16 protein-coding genes and 1 pseudogene are annotated in these 19,098 nt (G+C 68.7%); 9 read left to right on the forward strand and 8 right to left on the reverse strand.

Going from position 1 to position 19,098, the window contains the following annotated elements; translation table 11 throughout:
• Positions 1–197: 197 nt before the first annotated feature.
• Together ACFWFI_RS17520 and ACFWFI_RS17525 are read right to left on the reverse strand one after the other, a co-directional pair.
• Positions 198–827 (reverse strand): DUF4253 domain-containing protein, encoded by a 630-nt coding sequence (locus ACFWFI_RS17520; RefSeq protein WP_387390651.1) that lies wholly within the window; start codon positions 825–827, stop codon positions 198–200.
• 418 nt (positions 828–1,245) lie between these two features.
• Positions 1,246–2,706 (reverse strand): amino acid permease, encoded by a 1,461-nt coding sequence (locus ACFWFI_RS17525; protein WP_387390653.1) that lies wholly within the window; start codon positions 2,704–2,706, stop codon positions 1,246–1,248.
• A gap of 523 nt (positions 2,707–3,229) precedes the next feature.
• On the opposite strand from ACFWFI_RS17525, the gene ACFWFI_RS17530 reads away from it, so the two are divergent.
• A complete protein-coding gene (locus ACFWFI_RS17530) occupies positions 3,230–3,796 on the forward strand; it encodes a GNAT family N-acetyltransferase (protein ID WP_387390705.1) in 567 nt (188 codons plus the stop codon).
• A 76-nt stretch (positions 3,797–3,872) separates the two neighbouring features.
• On the opposite strand, the gene ACFWFI_RS17535 is transcribed toward ACFWFI_RS17530, so the two are convergent.
• The gene (locus tag ACFWFI_RS17535) at positions 3,873–4,775 is read right to left on the reverse strand and encodes an NAD-dependent protein deacetylase (protein ID WP_387390656.1); all 903 of its coding nucleotides are present in this window, start codon (positions 4,773–4,775) and stop codon (positions 3,873–3,875) included.
• Between the two features lie 438 nt (positions 4,776–5,213).
• Between ACFWFI_RS17535 and ACFWFI_RS17540 the strand changes: the two genes are divergently transcribed.
• Together ACFWFI_RS17540 and ACFWFI_RS17545 are read left to right on the forward strand one after the other, a co-directional pair.
• A complete protein-coding gene (locus ACFWFI_RS17540) occupies positions 5,214–6,065 on the forward strand; it encodes a class I SAM-dependent methyltransferase (protein ID WP_387390659.1) in 852 nt (283 codons plus the stop codon).
• The gene (locus ACFWFI_RS17545; protein WP_387390662.1) at positions 6,062–6,577 is read left to right on the forward strand and encodes a hypothetical protein; all 516 of its coding nucleotides are present in this window, start codon (positions 6,062–6,064) and stop codon (positions 6,575–6,577) included. The genes ACFWFI_RS17540 and ACFWFI_RS17545 overlap by 4 nt, the downstream gene beginning before the upstream one ends.
• Positions 6,578–6,670: 93 nt before the next feature.
• Here the strand turns inward: ACFWFI_RS17545 and ACFWFI_RS17550 are convergent, their stop codons facing one another.
• Both ACFWFI_RS17550 and ACFWFI_RS17555 read right to left on the reverse strand, forming a co-directional pair.
• Positions 6,671–8,158 carry a hypothetical protein gene (locus ACFWFI_RS17550; RefSeq protein WP_387390664.1) on the reverse strand — a complete coding sequence of 496 codons (1,488 nt, stop codon included), beginning with the start codon at positions 8,156–8,158 and terminating at the stop codon, positions 6,671–6,673.
• A gap of 120 nt (positions 8,159–8,278) precedes the next feature.
• Positions 8,279–9,151 carry an oxygenase MpaB family protein gene (locus ACFWFI_RS17555; RefSeq protein WP_387390666.1) on the reverse strand — a complete coding sequence of 291 codons (873 nt, stop codon included), beginning with the start codon at positions 9,149–9,151 and terminating at the stop codon, positions 8,279–8,281.
• 265 nt (positions 9,152–9,416) lie between these two features.
• On the opposite strand from ACFWFI_RS17555, the gene ACFWFI_RS17560 reads away from it, so the two are divergent.
• The gene (locus ACFWFI_RS17560; RefSeq protein ID WP_387390668.1) at positions 9,417–10,166 is read left to right on the forward strand and encodes an esterase/lipase family protein; all 750 of its coding nucleotides are present in this window, start codon (positions 9,417–9,419) and stop codon (positions 10,164–10,166) included.
• A gap of 92 nt (positions 10,167–10,258) precedes the next feature.
• On the opposite strand, the gene ACFWFI_RS17565 is transcribed toward ACFWFI_RS17560, so the two are convergent.
• Both ACFWFI_RS17565 and ACFWFI_RS17570 read right to left on the reverse strand, forming a co-directional pair.
• Positions 10,259–11,134: a class I SAM-dependent methyltransferase gene (locus tag ACFWFI_RS17565; RefSeq protein WP_387390670.1), complete on the reverse strand. Its 876-nt coding sequence runs from the start codon at positions 11,132–11,134 to the stop codon at positions 10,259–10,261.
• Between the two features lie 108 nt (positions 11,135–11,242).
• A complete protein-coding gene (locus ACFWFI_RS17570; RefSeq protein WP_387390672.1) occupies positions 11,243–11,857 on the reverse strand; it encodes a helix-turn-helix domain-containing protein in 615 nt (204 codons plus the stop codon).
• 223 nt (positions 11,858–12,080) lie between these two features.
• On the opposite strand from ACFWFI_RS17570, the gene ACFWFI_RS17575 reads away from it, so the two are divergent.
• The 5 genes and pseudogenes from ACFWFI_RS17575 (at position 12,081) to ACFWFI_RS17595 (ending at position 17,976) form a co-directional block, all read left to right on the forward strand.
• On the forward strand, positions 12,081–13,142 hold the full coding sequence (locus ACFWFI_RS17575; protein ID WP_387390674.1) for a protein kinase family protein: 1,062 nt from the start codon (positions 12,081–12,083) through the stop codon (positions 13,140–13,142).
• Positions 13,143–13,696: 554 nt separating this feature from the next.
• A complete protein-coding gene (locus tag ACFWFI_RS17580; RefSeq protein ID WP_387390707.1) occupies positions 13,697–14,185 on the forward strand; it encodes a TetR/AcrR family transcriptional regulator in 489 nt (162 codons plus the stop codon).
• A 156-nt stretch (positions 14,186–14,341) separates the two neighbouring features.
• Positions 14,342–14,677, forward strand: a pseudogene (locus ACFWFI_RS17585) (ABATE domain-containing protein); the annotation flags it as partial.
• 459 nt (positions 14,678–15,136) lie between these two features.
• Entirely contained in the window at positions 15,137–16,579 is a 1,443-nt protein-coding gene (locus tag ACFWFI_RS17590) for an aldehyde dehydrogenase (RefSeq protein ID WP_387390676.1), read from the forward strand.
• A 158-nt stretch (positions 16,580–16,737) separates the two neighbouring features.
• Positions 16,738–17,976, forward strand: coding sequence for a PP2C family protein-serine/threonine phosphatase (locus ACFWFI_RS17595; protein WP_387390678.1), 1,239 nt, complete (start codon positions 16,738–16,740; stop codon positions 17,974–17,976).
• 129 nt (positions 17,977–18,105) lie between these two features.
• Here ACFWFI_RS17595 and ACFWFI_RS17600 read toward each other — a convergent pair whose 3' ends face one another.
• The gene (locus tag ACFWFI_RS17600; protein WP_387390710.1) at positions 18,106–19,029 is read right to left on the reverse strand and encodes an RNA polymerase sigma-70 factor; all 924 of its coding nucleotides are present in this window, start codon (positions 19,027–19,029) and stop codon (positions 18,106–18,108) included.
• Positions 19,030–19,098 lie beyond the last annotated feature (69 nt).

Genomic DNA, 19,098 nt, shown 5'->3' on the forward strand with positions numbered 1-19,098 from the left:
GTCGACCGCTAGGGCCTCTCGTTCGGATCAGGCTGGGCTCGCGTGCCCTGGCACCACACCCCGCCGCGTGGATCCTTCCCCAAGCTCTCGGCTTCGTTCGAGCAGGGAGACCCCAACCGTCTCCTTTCCCCAGCGTCGCGAAGGACGGGACCGGACCCCGCTCCGTGATCCAGCCTGATCCAAACGAAAGATCTTCCTCAGTCCCACCAGAACCGCCATTCGCGACGCTTCATGAGGTCCTCCTGGTACGTGGACCAGTCCAGGTCGGGGTCGTCGTAGAAGATGTCCGGGCAGGCGAGGTAGTGCTCCGCGGCAAGGACGCGGGCCTGGGCAAGGTCCGTCGGCTGAGCGGCGACCGATACATACAGGCTTCCGTGCCCGAGACCCACGACACGAAGACCAAACCGGTCCTCCCAGGTGCGCAGCACGGCCGACAGTTCCTGCGCAGTCATGCGATTCATCATCCCGTGCCAGTTCAGGGCGGCGGGCGTATCGGCACCCCGCATGACCTGGACAAGTGCGAGACACGGTGCTCGGCCGTCGCGGACGACAGCCGTGGCCACTTCACTCGCGCACACGTCGACGTCAGTCACCACCCCGGCAGGCAAGGAGAGACCGGGCCACTCCGTGAAAGGCGGCCAGGAATCGTCCGTCCACGCGCTCCGGAAGTACGAGGCAGCGTCGGCGTCAGCTCCGTAGCCACCGTTCTCAGGGTCGAATGAGTCGTCGGGGTACTCGAGCAACAGCGGGTACAGGCCGGTCTCGCGACGACGGGCATACAGCAGCTTCCACCAGTCGGCCGCGTCCGTGACCGGTCCGTCGCTCATCCACACCACTGGATGCGGATCACGACACGGTCCCACCAGCCGGCCCGGCGGCAAGTCGTCCAGCAGACGTCTGTGATTCTCACTCAAGCGCTCGGGCACAACAGGAACCTACGCGACACCTCCGACAGAGCCATCAGGAACGATGTCGATGAGGTCGTTCAGCGCATGTTCGCGGGGCTGCGTTGCAGCGGTCGGCCGGGCAGCACGGCGGTGTGGCTGATCTTGAGACCTGACGTTACGTCGGCGGCGCAAACCGGGAGCTCACCAGCTTGCCGGCGTTCAGAAGCCGTCCGATTCCTCTGTGCCTCCTTCCGCCGGCGGCGGCAGCCGTTGAACGCGTGTGGCCCCCACCCGCGGGCAGGGGCCACACACCGTGCAACCGGGCCCGGGAGTTTCTCCGGACTGGTGCGAGAAGGGTTCAGACGTCCTGCCTGGCCCGCGCCATCTCGTCCACGCGGCCGCGGACGAGGAACCAGCCGCCGACCAGCGCCGCCGCGATCAGCGGCAGGAGCATCACGGTCGTCCGGCCGACGCCGCCGCCCCACCACATCAGGAAGGCCACGCCGAGGAGGAACAGCAGCGTGACGATCTGGGTGTAGGGGGCCCAGGGCAGGCGGTAGGCGGGCCTTGTGACCCGGCCGTCCTGCGAGCGGTGCCAGAACACCAGGGAACAGAGCATGATCATGCCCCAGGTACCGAGAATCCCGATCGACGCGAAGTTCAGCACGATCTCGAAAGCCTGGCCGGGCACCACGTAGTTCAGCCCGACGCCCAGCACCCCGAAGCCCGCGGTCAGCAGAATGCCGCCGTAAGGAACCTGCCCCTTGTTCATCAGGCCGGTGAAGCGGGGTGCGGAACCTGAAAGCGCCATGGAGCGCAGGATGCGGCCGGTGGAGTAGAGGCCGGAGTTCAGGCTGGACAGGGCGGCGGTCAGTACGACCAGGTTCATCACACCGGCCGCACCCGGTACGCCGAGCTTGTCCATGACGGTGACGAACGGGCTCTGGCCCCCGGAGTAGGCGGTGTAGGGCAGAAGCAGCGCGAGCAGCACCACGGAGCCTACGTAGAACAGTCCGACCCGCCACATGATGGAGTTGATCGCACGGGGCATGATCTTCTCGGGGTTCTCGGTCTCGCCCGCGGCGACGCCGCACAGCTCGACGGACGCGTAGGCGAAGACGACTCCCTGGATCACGAGCAGCATCGGAAGAGTGCCGACAGGGAAGACACCGGTGTCCGAGACGGTGGACAGACCCGGGGTGTGGCCGTCCACCGGATGCTGGGTGACAACGAGGAAGATGCCGATCAGCATGAAGGCGACAAGAGCCGCCACCTTGATGATCGCGAACCAGAACTCCATCTCGCCGAAGTACTTCACCGAGATGAGGTTGGCCGTGAGCACCACGGCCAGGGCGATCAGTGCGAGGAGCCACTGCGGGATGTCGCTGAACATGCCCCAGAAGTGGGCGTACGTCGCCGCAGCGGTGATGTCCGCGATCGCGGTGGTCGACCAGTTGAGGAAGTACAGCCAGCCGGCCGCGAAGGCGCCCTTCTCGCCCATGAACTCACGGGCGTAGGAGACGAAGGCGCCGGACGACGGGCGGTAGAGGATCAGCTCACCCAGCGCGCGCACGACGAAGAACGCGAAGACACCGCAGACGGCGTACGCAATGGCGAGCGAGGGTCCGGCGTCGGCGAGACGCCCGCCCGCACCCAGGAAGAGTCCGGTGCCGATCGCCCCGCCGATGGCGATCATGTTGATGTGGCGGGACTTGAGGTCCTTGCTGTAACCGGCGTCGCCGGCGTCCACGTGGGGGGAACTCGTCGCCGGTGTGTCAGCGCCGAGCTGATCGGCTGCTTTGATGCTGCCGTCACTCATGGAGGGGGTTCGCCTTTGTGAGGGGAAAATGGTCGGTCCCGGCCGGGCCCGGGGGGGAGGCGCCCGGCGATGGCTCGAAGGCGCATGATCAGGAACCCTGTGATTCTGGCAGTGCGCCGTACCTGACGAAAACAAATCTGAGGTATTCCAGAGGTTTCGGCACAGTAAAGTAAGCGAGCTCTCACCTGTGCAGGAGCGGGGCGGGTGCCGCCTTCGCGGCTGTCCCTCACCGCACGCGAGGACCTGGCGATCCGGGAGACCCGGCCGCTGCGGCTGCGGCCCGCATCGTCCTCGCGTCTCCGGCAGCGGGGTCTCACCGGCCGCGGTGACGTCACCCTCTCCGCTAATTGTTCTTGCCGTCGAACAGGAAAGGCGGCATCCTGTCCGCGGGCCGACCCCGACAGTCACACCGTCCCCTGCGTCGGGAAGGGCTCACCGAGCACGCAGGCGTGTTCCGTCATTGCTACGCGAAGTCGAAGTGCACGGCCGCCAGCGCCTGCAACTGACCGAAATGGTGGGCGCCGTGAGTGACATGTGGACCGGCGGCAAGGTGTGCCTCCGTGGCGTCGAGCCGGAGGACTGGAAGGGTTTTCAGGACCTGGCCCGGAACACCATCGACGCACGCAATGCCGACCAGGTCTTGCCTCCACGCTCCGATGAGAGTTTCCGGTCCTGGACTGCTGAACGCGCCGGGCGGCCACCGGGCGGTGAAGCGTTTCGGCTGGTCATCGAGACGCTGGCTGACCGCGCGTTCGCAGGGTCCGTGACAGTCGGAGAAACCGACAGCCGTGCCGGGCGGTTCAAGACGGGCATCGAGATATCCCGCGATCATCGGGGGAGAGGCTATGCGACCGAGGCCACCGAGCTGATCCTCACCTACATGTTCGCGGAGCGGCGCTTCAACAAGTGTGAAGTAGAGGTCTACGCCTTCAACGAGGCATCCCTGGCCCTCCACCGCAAGCTGGGGTTCGTCGGTGAAGGACGGCTTCGCCAGCATGAATACTTCGCCGGGGGATATCACGACGTCGTGCTGCTGGGCATCACCGCGACCGAATACTGGGCCACGCACCGGCGCCCGTCGCTGCAGTGACCTTCGAATCACCGGTCGGGCGACGAGCGCGCGGCTTCCGCCCCCGACAGCGTGTATGCCGGTGACGCCACCACCGCTACCGCCCTGCTGCCTCGTCGTCGACAGGCACGCCCAGCAGGCCGGCCACGGTGGCCAGGGCCGTCCCCAGCGGGAGTGCGATACGGGAAACGGCGTGCCGGTCGCCCCGGGTCACATCCCGGTTCACGATCAGCACCGGCTTACCGGCCTGAGCCGCCTGGCGGACGAACCGGAGTCCGGACATCACCGTCAGTGAGGAACCGAGGACCAGTAGCGAGGGTGCTTCACGGACCAGATCGCGGCAGTGCTCGACCCGCCGCGGGGGCACGGCTTCGCCGAAGAACACCACGTCCGGTTTGAGGATGCCGCCGCAGACCGTGCAGGGCACCACACGGAAGTCCCCGACCTGTTCGTCGGTGAGGTCGGCGTCACCGTCCGGGTTGATCGCGGCGGATACCGCCCCGAAGCCCGCATTCGCCTCCTCCAGCCTCCGGGCGAGCTCGCGGCGCAAGCTGAAGGCACCGCAGGTAAGGCAGACGACCCGGTCCAGGCCTCCGTGGAGTTCCACGACACCCTCGCTGCCGGCAGCCTGATGCAGACCGTCGACGTTCTGGGTGATCACACCCGAGAGCAGGCCGTGCCGCCCGAACGCGGCGACGGCCCGGTGGCCGGCGTTGGGGCGGGCGCGGCCGAAGGTGCGCCAGCCGAGGTGGCTGCGCGCCCAGTACCGGCGCCGGGCCTGGGCGCCGGCGGTGAAGTCCTGGTAGGTCATCGGGGTGTGCCGGCTCAGGCTCCCGCCCTCGCCGCGGTAGTCGGGGATGCCCGACTCCGTGGAGATGCCCGCCCCGCTGAGCACCAGCACACCGCCGGTGCGCAGTGCATCGGCTACGGGCTCCAGATCCGTGGTGCCCGGCGACAGGTCGTCGGTAGGTGTCCAGCTCAAGGTGGGGCGCATGCGCATGTCCCCAGGGTACGGAACACGTGCCACCACCCGCTTTCCCTGCCGACGGCGCCGCGAACGCAACGTCGCGGTCCTGCGAGGGGTTCGTACGGCGCCACGACGTCGAGCACACCCTCCGCCGGTTCGAGCAAACCTTGGGCGAATCCCCGGTCACTCCACCGACGGAGGCGGTGCGTGGCGCGGTCACCGTGCGCCCACGTGCTCGGACGCGGCTGCGCTGACATCACTACGCGATTCACGTTCGACGGATCCCGAGGCAACTGCATGACCCGAGGACAGGCGGCGAGCCGCCACCCACCGCCGGCTTCTCACGGGCGGGGCAGGCGCTGAGCAGCGGAGACCGTAAGGTTCTGCCCCGTGCCTCAACTCGAGATTTCCGATCTGATCACGGCGGTGGATCCACACAGTGGCCACCGAATCCCGGTTCGGCGCGCCGAGGTGATTCAGCAGCTTCGCGAGAGCGGTGACGAGCGCGCGGCCGCGCTCGTCGCCGGTTTGCCCGCGGACCTGGACGGCATACTCGACCCCCACGCCGTGGACCGGCTCCTCATCAGCGTGCACACCGAGCTCCAACGCCTGAGCGAGGAGCTCCGGATCGGCGAGCGCCTGGTTCACATACTCGGCCCGCTCTTCGCCGCGATCCGGGCAACTACCGGGCAGCCGGGACCTTTCCGCCTGGTCGACGTCGGTTGCGGCCTGGGCTACCTGGTCCGCCGGCTGGCGGCTACCAACGCCCTCGGCGAGGACGTCGAGCTGCTCGGGGTCGACCTCGACGCCTCGCTGGTCGGCGAAGCGGACCGCCTTGCCCGCGCCGAAGGGCTCGACTGCCGCTTCGTACACGGAAATGCCTTCGCCCTGCCGAAGGCGGCGACCGTCTACGTCTCCACGGGTGTGCTGCACCACTTCCGTGGTCCAGCCCTGGCCAGGTTCTTCCGGGCCCAGGCCGAATCGCCGGCGCATGCCTTCTGCCACTTCGACATCGCCGCGACCGGCCTCGCTCCCATCGGTGCCTGGATCTTCCACCGCGCCCGGATGCGCCATCCACTCGGCCGCCACGACGGTGTCGTCTCCGCGCGACGCGCACACAGCGACGAGACGCTGCTGCGCGCCGCTGCGGTGCCCGGAATCCGGCCCCTGCTGTACGAACCGCGCGGCCTGGCAAACCCGTTCTGTACCACTCTGCGCCCCGTCATCGGAGTGCGCCCGCAGTTGGAGGAGCCCTTTCGCCTGGCCCTCGGGCGGGCCGCGCGCCGCCTGGTCGGCCCCGAGTACCTCGCGGCAACGCGATGATGACGCCCGCCGTTCCGCTCATGATCCTCGGGCTGGTGGACGCGGCGTTCAGCGGCTTCCGCGCTTACGCCGGCCGCGACGCCCGCATACGTAAACACCGGGCCACCACCCGTGCCGCCCTGCGTGGGACGGCCGTCGGGGGGACCCTGCTGATCGCCCCGGTACTGACCGCCGCCCTCGTGCTGCTGACCGCACCGGACCAGGCCCGGGCGTACGACGCCCTGACGGCCGGCGGCGTCGGCTACCTGCTCCCGCTCGCCGTGTATGCCGCCGCCGTACTGCTCTCGCTCGCCGCCTACTTCGTTCTGCCCTTCCGCGCCAGCACCCTCGCGATGGTCATCGGCCTCGGCCCGCTGACCCTGCTGCGCCCGTTCGCCGTCGCCGCCGCCTGTCTTGGCGCGGTCCTCAACGGCGGCGGTTGGTCCGCCCTGCTGATCGGTGCGGTCGCGGGTGCCTCGGTGCTGTGTGTCGAACCCGCGGTGCACCGGCGCTGGTATCACCACGTGCTTTGAGGGCCTGGCGCCCCCGGTCGCAGAGGACCGGGGACCGACGTGCGCCTGGTCGTTGCGGACCCAGGTGCACTCGGCACCTGACCGCGGGGTCTCTCAGTGCTCGACGCCGACGCCGACGACATCGAGCAGCTCGTGCATGAGCTCTGCGGGCAGTGCGGGATTGCGGGCCGCTGCTTGCGCCTTCCCCGCCTCGCCGAGCAGTTCGACGAGCCTTGTGCGGGGCAAGCGCGGGTCGGCCGCTGCGTGGCGGCCCACCATGGCCTCCTCGTCGTAGGAGAGCCGCTCGACGAGCTCCCCCTCGGCGTCGGGGTCGAAAAGAGCCGCATACCGCAGCCGGTAGTTCGGGTCGTCCACGAACCGGGCCAGACCGGTGCGCGCGAAGTTGCTGCGGTAAGCCAGCATGCCCCAGCTCAGCCCGTTCCAGTCGGCGAACATCTCCACGAGCAGCTCGTGCGGGGCGTGGTCGTTCTCGCAGAGCATCAGCCTGACGTAGTAGTCGTCGTCGGCTGCCAACCGCGCGATCACATCGGCAGGAAGCTCCGGCGCACACGTGACTCCCCGGCGCAGCAGGACGTGGCTGGAGGCCGCGATCTCCCGCAGCGCATCCGGGTCGCCGAAGCGCTCCTCGACCCAGGCCGGCACCGGATGGCGGCCGGGAAGCACGGTGTAGTCGATCGCCGTCCGCTGCTCCTCGGTCACATCCGCACGCAGCGACACGGCGAGACGGACGAAGGGTTCGGGGTCGGTGCCCAGCGCGAGTGCGAGCGCCGTGGGTACGTGTGGGTTGCGGGCGGCCCTGTGACGTATCGATGTGTCCTGGTGGGTCATGAGGAGCGCGGCGAGGTCCGCGTCGACGTGCGCGGTGAACGCGGCGTCGCCGCGGCGACGCTTGTCGGTCTCGGCGAGGAAGTCCTCCACCGTCGTCGGCAGGGGTACGTCGACGTGGGTGGCGCGTTCGACCGCCCTGCGCACCTGGGGATCGGGGTCGGCCTCGGACGCTGCCCGGACTTCCGGGCGCAGCCTGGGCCAGCTCCAGGAACCGATGGCGGCGGCCCGGACGCGGGGGTCGCTGTCCTCGACCAGCGAGAGCAGTGTCGCGTCCGGCAGTCCCCGCAGCCCAGCGGCGTAGTACCGCAGCCGCGCCTCCGGGCCGGTGGCCAGCCGAACGGTAAGCTCCGTCGGCAGCTCGACGGCGTACTCATATGCCATCGTCACCGCGACGCGGCGCACCTTCGGGTCCGGATCCTCGGTCAGCGCGGCCAGCGCATCCGGCGGGAGGTGCGGATTCTCGGCGAGGAGCCGGCGGACCTGCGGGTCGGGGTGCGCCACGGCAGCCTTCGCCATGCTGGGGGAGAGTTTGCAGTAAGCGAGCCAGTACCGGGCGTCGGGCAGCGGGTGGACCGTGAACACCCGCCGCAGTACCTCGTCCGGCGCCGCGTTGTTCACGGCGAGCCCCTTGACCCACTCCGCGTGCAGAGAGGTGTCGGCTTCGAGCAGCCGCAGGGCATCGGCGCGAGCCGTGTCCGAGGCCTCCGGCACACCGAACGCGATCCGTGTCAGCTGAGCATCCTTGTGTGCCATGAGGCGATCTTCTCAAGGCCGCGCGTGGCCGGCCGCACGGATTCGACGGCCCCCGCAGCAGAGTTGACCGGCCACCGGTCCGGCTGTGGCGAGGACCCCCTCCGGGCTCCGCGCTGGTGATCATCGCGGCTGGCGTGGTGGAGCCATGGCCCAGCGAATCGCGGCGGTGAGTGCGCGCCCGGTCGGGGTCAGGCAGGCTTCGGCCATGCCGGACAGCCGGGGCAGGTCCAGCGACGTACGGGCCCACCGGGGGAGGGCGGCGACGGAGTTCGCGGCGAGGACCGCGTAGGGCGCGCGGGCGGCCCAGGGCAGGGGCGGGTGCAGCAGTATGAAGCGTGCTGCCGCGCGAGCTTCCTCTGTCGGGCGCAGTTCACCACGGTAGGCCCCGAGGCGGGCGACGAGTTCCTTCCGGTTGCGCGGAGGATCGGTGACACCTAGTGCTTCCGCCACTCGCGCGGTGTCGGCGATGTAGCCGTCGTATCCAGCGGCGTCGAGGGGTTCGGCGCCGTAGCGCTGGTGGGCGAGCAGGAAACTTTCGACCTCAGCCACGTGCACCCAGCCGAGGAGGTGCGGGTCGGCGGCGTCGTAGGGCTCTCCGTACGGGGTCGTCCCGTGCACCCGGCTGTGTATGGCTCGCACCCGGTCGACCGCCTGCTGTGCGTGGTCCGCCGTTCCGTATGTGGTCACGGCGAGGAAGGTACTGGTGCGCTGGAGTCGTCCCCAGGGATCGCCGCGGTAGCCGGAATGGGCCTCCACGGCAGCCATCGCCAACGGGTGCAGGGACTGGAGCAGGAGTGCCCGAAGCCCACCGATGAACATCGACGCATCGCCGTGGACCGTACGAATCGGCCGGTCGGGACCGAACCAGCGTGGGCCGGGTGTCCCGTGGATGCGGGCGCGGTTCTCCGGTCCTGCGGGACCGGCGACCCGGGCGAAGACGGCGCTTCCGAGCCGCTCCCGCAGGCGGGGTGCGGCACGCGTGGACGAGTCCATGAGCCCAGTATGCGCTCAGGAGGGGCGCTGCACGGGCACTGCGGAACCGGCTGTGAGGGCCAGACGGACACGACCTGCCTGGTGGTGCCTCCGCAAGGTTCCTGCCGGTGAAGTGTGCCGGAGGCCTGGTCCTCGGCAGTTGCGTTACGTCGAGCGGACGGCTGTCGGCGAACGCCGGTGAATTCGCCGATGGCGCCCGCGCCCAGCGCCCCGACTCTTGTCGGGTCAGGCATCTGCATCCCGCTTCCCCCGTCAGGAGTGCTCCATGCGTCGTCGTTCACCTCGCCGGTTCCTCGGCGTCCTCGCGGCCGTCACGGTCGCGTTCACCCTGTTCTCCTCGGCATCGACGGCCGGCGCGACCCAGACCGCGACCACCACGGCCGCCTCGACACCACGGGCCGCAGACGCTGCCGCTCAGCCGCTGTCGACCAGCACCCCGGTCGTCTTCGTCCACGGGTACACCGGAAACGCCTCCAACTGGGCCACCGCCATGAGCGTCTTCCAGCTCAACGGCTGGTCCAGCTCCAAGCTCTTCGCATACGAGTACAACTCCTACGGCAACAACGTCACCAACGCCCAGGGCCTGGCCTCCTTCGTCAACAACGTGAAGTCCCGGACCGGCGCCGGTAAGGTCGCGATCGTCAATCACTCGATGGGTGGCTTGGTCAGCCAGTACTACCTGAAGGTGCTGGGGGGCAACACCAGTGTCAGCCACCTCGCCTCTATCGCGGGCGCGAACCACGGAACCACGTTCGCCGGCGCCTGCCTGGTCTACACGACGTGCCAGCAGATGTACCCGGGCTCCTCATTCATCTCGCAGATCACCGCGGGGGACGAGACGCCGGGTGACACCAAGTACGCCACCTGGTACTCGGCGTGCGACGGCGTCATCCTCCCCTACACCAGCACCCGGTTGAACGGTGCGACGAACAACAACGTGGTCTGCCAGACCCACATCGGGTACCTGGCGGACACCATCGTGCTGGGCCAGATCGCGCGCTTCATCGCTTCCTGAGCCACCGCGCGACACGGACACGCCCCGCCCCCGGCACCACCGGGGACGGGGCGTGTCGTGCTCGGTCGCCCGGCCGACGCAGTTGCTTCGGTTCAGTCCTTCCGGCGTGCGGCCCAGACGGTGCGTTCGGTGCGTACGACAAGGTCGGTACGGCGCAGAATGCTGTGGGGGCCGTCGGTGTCGAGGAGCTGGTCGAGAGCGGAGAGGTCCTCGGGTGAGAGCGCGTCGGCGGCGGCGCCACGGATGCGTTGCAGAGCGCCCAGGGCGTAGCGGGGGATCACCTCGCCGTGGGAGCCCTCGATGTCCACTGCGATGGTGCGTGCGTCTTCGAGGGCGAATCCGGCGGCAGTCAGCATCGGTCCCCAGTCGGCACCCCGGTGGGGCACGTGCTCGGCGTGGAAGCGTTCGGTCGCGGCGTGGCAGCGCTCTTCGAGGCCGGGCAGGTCCTCGGGCGCGTTCTCCGGAAGGAAACGGGGGAAGCCGGCCAGCTCGACTACGGCGAACAGGCCGCCGGGTGCGAGCACGTCATGGACGTCGCGCAGTGTGCGGCCGGGGTCGGCCATGTGATGCATCGAGGCGGAGGCCCATATGAGATCGGGCGTGCCGAGGTCGGGCCAGTCGGCGGCGTCGAGGTCGGCCTGCACGGTGCGCACGCGCTCCTGTACTCCCTCGATGACAGCCTTCTCCCGCAAGCGGTGAAGGTGCTCGGCCGAGGAGTCGACGGCGGTGACGTGCGCCTCGGGGAAGTGGGCGAGGAGGGCGAAGGTGCCGGCTCCTGTCCCACAGCCCAGATCCACGATCTCGCGCGGGGGCGCCTCGACGGGCAACCAGGCGGTGATGGCGGCGATGTGCTCGGCGAGGACTTCCGCGTCCAGGTCGAGGATTTCCATCTGGCTGCTGGAGTCGGTGGCGTGCTCAGAGGCGTGGTGCGCGCCGTGGTCCGGGGTGTGCGGGTGTGCGTGGGTCATGTCCCCACGCTAGAGCGATCGTGCGCGTGCGGCATGATCTCTTGCTGTATACGCAAGAGGATGACCGCTTGGAGTGCCGAACACGCATGACGCCCGCCGCAGGGGAGGTCACTTGCAGGAGTCGTTCCAGTCGCGGTCGCCGACGGCGCTTCTGGTGCCGCTGTCGCGCTGGTGGCCGCGGCGGGCCTCGCGGTCGAAGATTCCCAGGATCTCGCACGGGCCGCCCTCGGCGCCGATCGCATGCGGGAGCATGGTGGGGAACTCCGCGGCCTGGTTGGTCTCGATGCGGAAGCGACGGTGGCCCAGCATGAGGATCGCGGTGCCGGACAGGACGACGAGCCATTCCCGGCCGGGATGTGCGCGCATGCGTGAGGGGTTGTCCGGCGGCGGCTCGGTCATGCGCTGACGCACGACGCTCATGCCCGGGTCGCCTTTGACCGACCATCGCATCAGCCCGTGGGCCGCGTCGATCACCGGGCTGGTGACGACATCGTCGGAGGCTGTCTCCACCAGCTGGTCCAGGGTCGTGTCCAGTGCGCGAGCGAGGGTGACCAGCTGATCCAGTGCGAGGCGCCGCCGGCCGTTCTCGATGCGGGAGAGAGTGGACTGACTGACGTGGGCACGCGTGGCCAGCTCCTCCAGGGACCAGCCCTGGGCCACCCGCAGAGCGCGGATCCGTTTACGTACCAGGCTGTCCAGCTCGTCGTCCTCACCTTGCGTCATGGGCAATATTCTATGCCTGTGGTGCAAGGCGGACATTCGGTCCCTGTAGGTGGTCCGGAACGGCTGGGGTCGCACCGAAAGGAAAGGTACGAGGAGATGGCTGTGACTCTGACCTCCTCGTCGCACCCCACGTACAGTGCGAATGCAGCGGTCGGTGGACAATCACGTGCACGGTCGAAATGGGGTCGGCATTCCGATTCAAGTAGCGTACGAACATTGCGATATGTCACAAGACGCACGCCTATCGGCCTACAGCGCGGTTTCCACCTCACTCGCCCTGCGAAGTGATCACCAGCTCGTCAGGCTTGTCGACGCTGCCGTACCGCTGGGCTCAGGTATCGGCGGGAGGTCCGCGCTGCTGGAGGTCGGCGGGAAGCCGGTCTTCGTGAAGCGGGTTCCGCTCACGGAGATGGAGCTTCTGCCGGAGCATGTCCGGTCCACGGCCAACCTGTTCGGGCTTCCCACTTTCTGCCAGTACGGCGTCGGTGGGCCTGGTTTCGGGGCGTGGCGGGAGCTCGCCGTCCACACCATGACGACGAATTGGGTGCTCGCACGGCAGTACCAAGGCTTTCCGATGATGTACCACTGGCGCGTGCTGCCGGACACGGCAGCACCCCTTCCCGAGGAACTCGCGGACATTGAGCGGGCCGTGGCCTATTGGGGAGGCGGGCCGGAGGTACGCCGCCGCATCGAGGCGCTTCAGCAGTCCTCCGCGAGCCTCGCGCTGTTCCTGGAGTACATCCCTCAGACCCTGCACGAGTGGTTCACCGAGCAGGTGCAGGCCGATGACGAGACTGCCGACCGCGCCTGTTCCCTGGTGGAGAGGGAGCTGGAGGGCGGCACCGCCTTCATGAACAGCCGCGGGCTTCTCCACTTCGACGCCCACTTCCAGAACATCCTCACCGACGGCCGGCGCCTTTACTTCGCCGACTACGGCCTCGCTCTTTCCTCCCGGTTCGATCTGTCACCGTCCGAGGCCGACTTCTTCGAATTGCACCGGACCTACGACCGCTGCTACACGGTCAGTTGGCTGGTGAACTGGCTGATCACCGCTCTCTACCGCTGCGAGCGGAAAGAGCGCTATGCACTCCTCCGGGCATGCGGGGAAGGGGAGGACCCACCGGCCGGCCCCCAGGAAGCCAGAGCGATCCTCTCCCGCCATGCACCGCTCGCCGCAGTGCTGACGGACTTCTACCTCAAGATCCAGGATGAGAGCCGGGAGACCCCGTACCCGGTGGAGGCGCTCCGGCGGGCCTGTCGGGCGGAGCGGGCACGTGGTTCCTGAGCAGGTTTTCAGGGGCTTTGCGGTTGTCGCTGTGCTCGGCCCAGTTGCGTCGGCCCCCCAATGGATTCGGCGCCGGCGCGGAGGTTCGACCGTGAGGAACGAGGACTTTGCACGCTGACGCCGATGATCGAGACCCGAGCCGCGACCTCAGCACCTGGACGCTTGAACGCCTTCAGGCGTATGCCGCGGAGGCTCAAGGGGGGCAGCTCGAGTCGGTACGCGTCGTAGCGCAAGGCCATGTCCATCGCGCCGATGAACCCGGGGGAGCCCGGCGGTGGGCCAAGCTGTCATTGCAGGCCAGCGACGGGCCTCCGGGCGATGACATGTGGGATCGAACACGGCTCAAGAGCGCTGAGCAACGCGGCAGATGGCATACGCATCGGCGCGCAGAACCAGGTTCACGTCATTCGCCACCTGGATGTGGCGTCTACTGGGTGCTATCCGCTCGCGCACGGGGCGCATAACATCACATGTTCCTCGCGCGACGGTAAACTCCAGGCGTGAGAGCCGACGCCGTACGCAACGTGGAAGCCGTCCTGACCACCGGGGCGCGCATGCTGGCCGCCGATCCGAGCGCCAGCATCGCGAGCATCGCCGCCGAGGCCGGAGTGGACCGGCGAACCGTCTACCGACGGTTCGCCTCCCGTGAGGAACTCCTCGCGGCCGTCTACGAGTCCAGGCTGGAGGCCATCGAGCGGGCCATCGAGGACGCGCGGCTGCGCGAGGCCCCCGTCGCTGTGGCCCTGCACCGGTACGTCGAGAACATCATCGCCGTGAACCGCACCTGGCCCGTCGATCTCGCCCGCATGCTTGCCGACGACGCGGTCCGCGCCCGGCGGGACGCTTCGATCAGCGAAGTCGACGCCTTCCTCCGACGCGCCACCGACCAGGGCGTGCTTCGCTCCGACGCTCCGGAGGGATGGGCGGGCGCGCTGCTGCCTCAGCTCATGCACCTCGCGTCACGGCAGATGCCTGACCTGACCGCCGCCCGGGCTGCTGACCTCGTCGTCGATACGCTGTTGCGCGGGCTCGGAACACCCTGAGGGGCCGACGGGTGCGGCAGCCGGCTGCCGGAGGGGCATGCGGCCGGCTCCGGCGCGCTCGCCTTGGTCCACGGTGCTCCGCGTCGGGAATACCCCGCCTCCTCAGCGGCTGACGCTCCTCGTGGGTCCACCGGAGTCACCTGTCAGGATGGTGATGTGAGCCTCGATCATGTCTTCGTCTGAGGGAGCCCCTCCCCGGACTTCGCGGCGACCCTCCGGGCCCGCCGTTCGGCGCGTTTCGAGATGTTCGTGACGCCGGAACGGCTGGGTGCCTGGTACCTGGAATCCGGCGTCGTCGATGCGATCACCCCGGGTGAGGACGGCGACGTGCAGCAGGCGAAGGCTGTGCGGGAGGCCATCTACGCGTTGGTCACGGCCCGCCGCCTCGGGGAGGAGTTCGGGGAGGGCGCGCTCGGCGTGGTGAACGATGCGGCACGCAGGCCCTCCGCGACGCCGCAGCTCATCCGGTTCGGGCGTCGGACCGAAGCGAGTTCGGCGCCCGGGGACAGAGGCACGCTCGGAATCCGGTCTGTGGTGTGACCGTCGTCGGGGTGGAGCGGTCGGCTGTGCGCGTGTGGCGCGACATTCCGCGGGTGTCGACGTCCGCGTACTCCTCCTGAAGGCCGGGGCGGCGACGTTCCGTCTGCATTCGTCCATCGTTGGCCCGACCCGCACGTCGCCGCGGACTCCGTCCGTCGGCCCGCCTGCTCCGACTCGGCCTTGCTGTCGCGGCCGGTTCAGGGCGCGCGCAGCGCCGTGCACGGGCCGCCGCGTCCCTTGCCGCCGTTTCCTGCACGTCGGCCGAAGCCGCGTGAGCCTCGACATCCGTGGCGCCGACCGGTCCTCTCGTGCGCCCCCTGATCACCCCCGCGCGCAATGGAGGGTCAATACATTCACTAACTGCTACAGTGATGGGACACATAGAAGCTCATATCTTGAAGGTGGGAGCAAATGATCACGTATGACCGGCTCTTCATCGCTGGTTCCTGGACAGCCCCGAGCGGTACGGAGCTGATGGAGATCCGGTCTCCGCACGATCAGTCGGTGATCGGCCGAGCGGCACAGGCCCTGCCGGCCGATGTGGACCGTGCGGTGGCAGCAGCGCGTGCGGCGTTCGACGCCGGGACATGGCAGGGGACGGCGCCCGCTGAGCGGGTCGCCGTGCTGCGCAGGTTCAATGCACTGCGCGAGGCGAACGCGAAGAAGATCGCCGCGCTGATCTCGGCGGAGAACGGCTCCGCGGGGTGGTTCACGCTGGCCGGTCAACCGGGCCTGACGCGGCAGGCGAACGCCTATCTCAAGGCGGCGGAGGATTTCGGATGGGAAGAGGAACTTGCGCCCTCCGATCCGGCTTCACCGGTGCGCAGTATCGTGCGCCGGGAGGCGGTGGGCGTGGTGGTCGCAGTGATTCCGTGGAACTCACCGTTCTCGGCCGCGACGGCGAAGATCATTCCGGCGCTGCTGGCGGGAAACTCGGTCGTGCTCAAGGTGTCGCCGGAGAACTCGCTGAGCATGGGGTTCCTGGCGGAGCTGCTGGAGCGGGCCGGTCTGCCGGAGGGCGTGATCAGCATCCTGCCCGCTGACCGGGAGACCAGTGAGTACCTGGTGTCGCACCCGGACGTCGACAAGATCGCGTTCACCGGTTCGACGCGGGCGGGACGTCGGATCGCCTCGATCGCGGGTGAACAACTGAAGCGGGTCAGCCTGGAGTTGGGCGGCAAGTCCGCGGCAGTGGTCCTGCCGGACGCCGACCTGGCCGAGGTCGTGCAAGGGCTGAAGTTCGGCTCGCTGCTCAACAACGGCGAGTCCTGCATCGCCCAGACCCGGATCCTGGCGCCGCGCTCCCGTTACGAGGAGATCGTGGCCGCGTTGAAGGCGCTGGTCGAGTCCCTGAAGGTGGGTGATCCCGAGGACCCGGACACTTTCATCGGCCCGATGATCCGCCGGGACCAGCAGCAGCGGGTGCGCGACTACATCGCACTGGGCATCGAGGAAGGCGCCCGTCTGGTGACCGGAGGCCCTCAGGTTCCCGCGGGCCTGGAAAGGGGCAACTACGTCACGCCGACCCTTTTCGCCGACGTCGACAACTCCATGCGAATCGCACAGGAGGAGATCTTCGGCCCGGTCCTGGTGGTCATCGCCTACGACGACGAGGACGACGCCGTACGTATCGCCAACGACTCCGAATACGGCCTCTCCGGTGGCGTGTGGTCCTCCGACGAGGCCCGCGCCCTCGCCGTGGCCCGCAGGATCCGCACCGGCACGGTCACCGTCAACGGCGCCTCCGTCGGCTTCGACGGCCCATTCGGAGGCTTCAAGGCCAGTGGTATCGGCCGCGAGTACGGGGCGGCCGGCCTCTCCCAGTACATCGAGTACAAGACCATCACCGTCTGATCGCCTCCTGCCCAGCAGTGGGTCTCGGGCCCCTGCTGGGTATGGCGGGCGTACCCAGGCCCGCGCCGACGTCTCGATGCCCTCCCGAGCCCGGCCGCTCGATCGCGCGTAGATTGGAAAGGCAAGGAGTCGCGCTCACAGTTCACGGAGAGCGCGTGATGACAGCGGACATTGACTTCAGTGCGTTCTTCGACGCCACACCGAGCCCGTACCTGATGTTGGACACGGACCTGGTGATCTCCTACGTCAACACGGCATATCTGCACACCACCGGCCGGACCAGGGATCAGCTGATCGGGAAGTACTTCTTCGACGCCCTTCCGGAGCATCCGGGGCTTCGCGACGGCGCACAACAGAATCTGAGGGCGTCGCTGCGCCGGGTCCTGGACACCGGGGAACCGGACACCTTGGTGCTGCAGCGGTACGACATCCCTGTCCCCGGCCGGCCAGGCGGGTTCGAGGAGCGGTGGTGGTCCGAGATCCACACCCCGATTTCCGGGCCTGACGGCAAGGTGAAGTGGATCGTTCAACGAGCCGAGGACGTCACGGACTTCGTCCACTCGCGCCATGCACGCCAGCTCACCGAGACGTTCACCGAGCGGGAGAAGGGCATGGCAGCAGAGCTGTACGCGCGGGCAGGCGAGCTGCACCGTCTCAACGAGGAACTGCGTTCGGCCCATGCCCGTGAACGGCAGGTCGCCGTCACCCTGCAGGAAGCCATGCTCTCCGTCCCCGACCTGGATCGTCACGACGACAACATCGCCGTGCGCTACCTGCCGGCGACAACGTCACTGAACGTTTGCGGCGACTGGTACGACGTCGTGGACCTACCACCCGACCGCTACGCCGCGGCGGTCGGAGACGTCGTAGGCCACGGGCTGCACGCCGCAGCCGTCATGGGCATGCTCCGCAGCGCATTGAGTGCGGTCATCCGCGCCATTCCCAGTCCCGCCCAGGCCCTGGAAGTCCTCGGTCTGTACGCCCGATCCCTGGACGGCGCGACCGCCGCGACGGCGGTCAAGGTACTCATCGACACTCGCAGCGAATTGATCATCTACAGCAGCGCCGGACACCCACCGCCCGTCCTGCGCCACTCCGACGGGACCTGCGAGCTGCTGGACCAAGCGACCGATCCGCCGCTCGGCGCCCGCCTCCACCATGTTCCTCGTCCCCAGGCCGGTCTGTCCTACACCCCTGGGGACACCCTCGTGATGTACACCGACGGCCTCATCGAGCGCCGCGACGAGGACATCGACGTCGGCCTGGCCCGCTTGACCACGGCCCTGGTCCAGGAAGGCGATCTGGCCCCCGACCAGTTGGCCGACGCGCTGCTGACCCGCCTCGGAATCCCGAGGGGCTCCCCAGACGACGTCGCCCTCGTCGTCATCCGCCTCTGACCCTCAGCGGCCTCCCGGCAGCTCCCGGTGCGCGGCGGAATCCTTGATCGCCGTGCAGGTACTCCGCGGATGCCGGGCCTGGGCCCGGCATCCGTGCCCCAGCGGATCGAAGTGCAGCCGGTTCCTCGGTCAATGCGTGGGTCGGTGGGATTGGGTCGCCTCACGGAGAGCCGCCCAGGCGTCTGCCCTGGGGCCGATGTGCCTGAGCTTGTCCGGGTTGTTCACCGTGCGGATCGACTGGATTCGCCCGTCGAGCACGTCGAGCGCCCAGGTGCTGAGGACTCTGCCGTCCCGGTCGCGGAAGATCGCGCCCGGCCGGCCGTTCACCTGCTGCGGCTCCACGACGCCGGCCCCCCTGATGACCAGCGGGACGAACGCCGCGAGTACCCGGACCACGTGCTCGGCGCCGAGGATGACGGGCTTCACCTGGGGGGCCTTGCCGCCACTGTCACCGACCATCTGAACGTCGGCGGCCAGCAGTTCGGCCAGCCCGTCGACATCTCCTTCCCGGAAGGCGTCGAAGAACTTCTCGGCGAGCTCCTCGCGTTCCTTCCGGTCCGCCTCGAACCGGGGTCGCCCCGTCTCCATGTGACGACGCGCGCGCACCGCGAGCTGGTGGCACGCCGACTCCGACCGCCCCACGGCCGACGCGATCTCCGAGAAGCCGAAGGCGAACACATCCCGCAGAACGAAGACCGCACGTTCGAGCGGGGTGAGCCGCTCCAGCAGGAGCAGGGCCGCCATCGACAAGGAGTCCGCCAGCTCCGCGGACCGCGCCGGATCCTCGTACGGGTCGGTCAGCAGCGGTTCGGGGAGCCACGGTCCGACGTACTCCTCCCGCCGGACGCGGGCCGAGCGCAGGACGTCGATCGAGATCCGGGTGACCACGGTCGACAGGAACGCCTTGACCGACCCGGGATGGGCAGCGGCGGACTGATAGCGCAGCCAGGTCTCCTGGACCGCGTCCTCGGCCTCACTCACACTGCCCAGGATCCGGTAGGCGATCGAGAACAGCAGCGGCCGCAGCTCCTGGAACTCCTCAGGCTTCGTCACGCCGGCCCCTCCTTGGAGTTCGCCCGCCACCAGGACCGGGGCTCCCAGCTGGAGAAGCCGCGTCCCCTC

Source organism: Streptomyces sp. NPDC060209, from assembly GCF_042728155.1.
In the GTDB taxonomy this organism is placed as follows: Bacteria; Actinomycetota; Actinomycetes; order Streptomycetales; family Streptomycetaceae; genus Streptomyces.

Excerpts from the sequence above, each read along its gene's own strand:
- ACFWFI_RS17520 (WP_387390651.1), bottom strand. The coding sequence starts at position 827 with ATGAGCGACGGACCGGTCACGGACGCGGCCGACTGGTGGAAGCTGCTG.
- ACFWFI_RS17525 (WP_387390653.1), bottom strand. The coding sequence starts at position 2,706 with ATGAGTGACGGCAGCATCAAAGCAGCCGATCAGCTCGGCGCTGACACA.
- ACFWFI_RS17535 (WP_387390656.1), bottom strand. The coding sequence starts at position 4,775 with ATGCGCATGCGCCCCACCTTGAGCTGGACACCTACCGACGACCTGTCG.
- ACFWFI_RS17545 (WP_387390662.1), top strand. The coding sequence starts at position 6,062 with ATGATGACGCCCGCCGTTCCGCTCATGATCCTCGGGCTGGTGGACGCG.
- ACFWFI_RS17550 (WP_387390664.1), bottom strand. The coding sequence starts at position 8,158 with ATGGCACACAAGGATGCTCAGCTGACACGGATCGCGTTCGGTGTGCCG.
- ACFWFI_RS17555 (WP_387390666.1), bottom strand. The coding sequence starts at position 9,151 with ATGGACTCGTCCACGCGTGCCGCACCCCGCCTGCGGGAGCGGCTCGGA.
- ACFWFI_RS17560 (WP_387390668.1), top strand. The coding sequence starts at position 9,417 with ATGCGTCGTCGTTCACCTCGCCGGTTCCTCGGCGTCCTCGCGGCCGTC.
- ACFWFI_RS17565 (WP_387390670.1), bottom strand. The coding sequence starts at position 11,134 with ATGACCCACGCACACCCGCACACCCCGGACCACGGCGCGCACCACGCC.
- ACFWFI_RS17570 (WP_387390672.1), bottom strand. The coding sequence starts at position 11,857 with ATGACGCAAGGTGAGGACGACGAGCTGGACAGCCTGGTACGTAAACGG.
- ACFWFI_RS17575 (WP_387390674.1), top strand. The coding sequence starts at position 12,081 with ATGTCACAAGACGCACGCCTATCGGCCTACAGCGCGGTTTCCACCTCA.
- ACFWFI_RS17580 (WP_387390707.1), top strand. The coding sequence starts at position 13,697 with ATGCTGGCCGCCGATCCGAGCGCCAGCATCGCGAGCATCGCCGCCGAG.
- ACFWFI_RS17590 (WP_387390676.1), top strand. The coding sequence starts at position 15,137 with ATGATCACGTATGACCGGCTCTTCATCGCTGGTTCCTGGACAGCCCCG.
- ACFWFI_RS17595 (WP_387390678.1), top strand. The coding sequence starts at position 16,738 with ATGACAGCGGACATTGACTTCAGTGCGTTCTTCGACGCCACACCGAGC.